Source organism: Arthrobacter sp. 05T47 (genome assembly GCF_056395825.1).
The window spans coordinates 1-1,159 of sequence record NZ_JBFTKG010000163.1 but is presented as its reverse complement, the minus strand read 5'-3'; the positions used below and the strand labels follow the sequence as shown (position 1 = coordinate 1,159).

The window sequence follows — 1,159 nt, the reverse complement described above, 5'->3', positions numbered from 1 at the left end:
CGATCCGCACGATCCTCCGTGCACTCGAGCTCGGAGTCACCCACATCGACACAGCGGAGATCTACGGGCCGTTCCTGAGCGAGGAAATCGTGGGCCAGGCCATCAAGGGACGCCGTGACGAAGTGAAGATCGCCACCAAGTTCGGCCTCGTCTCCCATTCCGGTGGCGGCGCCGGTGTCACGGACAGCAGCGCAGCGAACATCCGCACGGCTGTCGAGGGATCCCTGAAGCGACTGGGCACCGACTATATCGACCTCTACTACCAGCACCGGGTTGACCGGAACACGCCCATCGAAGAGACCGCCGGGGCCGTTGCGGACCTGATCACCGAGGGTAAGGTACTGCATTTCGGTCTGTCCGAGGCCTCCCCGGACACAATCCGCCGGGCACACACCGTGCAGCCCGTCTCGGCCCTGCAAACTGAGTACTCCCTGTGGACCCGCGACGTCGAAGACGAGATCCTGCCGCTGCTGCGTGAACTGGGCATCGGCTTCGTCCCCTACTCGCCGCTCGGGCATGGTCTGCTCACCGGGCAGATCCGGACGGTGGAGGATTTCGCCGATGATGACTGGCGCAAAACCAACCCGCGCTTCACGGGGGAAAACTTCGTCCGGAACCTGCGCATCGTCGACGAAGTCCAGAGCATCGGCGCGGAGATTGACGCCACCCCAGCCCAGACAGCCCTCGCCTGGCTGCTGACCCGTGGGAACGACATCGCCCCGATCCCGGGCACCCGCCGCGTATCCCGTGTGGAGGAAAACACCGCAGCCGATACCGTCGAGCTCACCGCAGACCAGCTCGAGCGCCTGAATTCACTCCAGCCGGCAGCAGGGGCGCGGCACGACGACGCCAATATGGTCTCGATCGACCGCTGATCCCTGACCGCGGGGRTCCCTCACTGGGGACGTTCAGTGCTCCAGTTGGGGGGCCTTCTCTGGGCAAACACATTGGTCAGTTTCCGAAATCGTCTGCATCTATTGTCCGAAGCCGCCTGCATCGAGCCGCTGCGTCATTCTGGCGCTCGTATGGGCGGGTGCCGCAAGTTACTTGCGGGCGCGCGCACCTGTACCGGTTCGAGTTGCCGGTTAACCGGCGGTGTGGTCGGCGGGCAGGTCAACGGTATTGAGTTTGGCCTCGCTGCGGACTGTGGCGGCCCAGG

At 64.6% G+C, this 1,159-nt stretch carries 2 protein-coding genes; both read left to right on the top strand.

Annotated features, from left to right (window positions below):
- Positions 1 to 2 precede the first annotated feature (2 nt).
- Complete coding sequence (locus tag AC1DEY_RS23580) at positions 3 to 875, top strand: aldo/keto reductase (RefSeq protein ID WP_476870115.1); 873 nt, start codon at positions 3 to 5, stop codon at positions 873 to 875.
- Between the two features lie 102 nt (positions 876 to 977).
- A partial coding sequence (locus AC1DEY_RS23575; protein ID WP_476870114.1) for a hypothetical protein occupies positions 978 to 1,159 on the top strand: 182 nt, incomplete at its 3' end.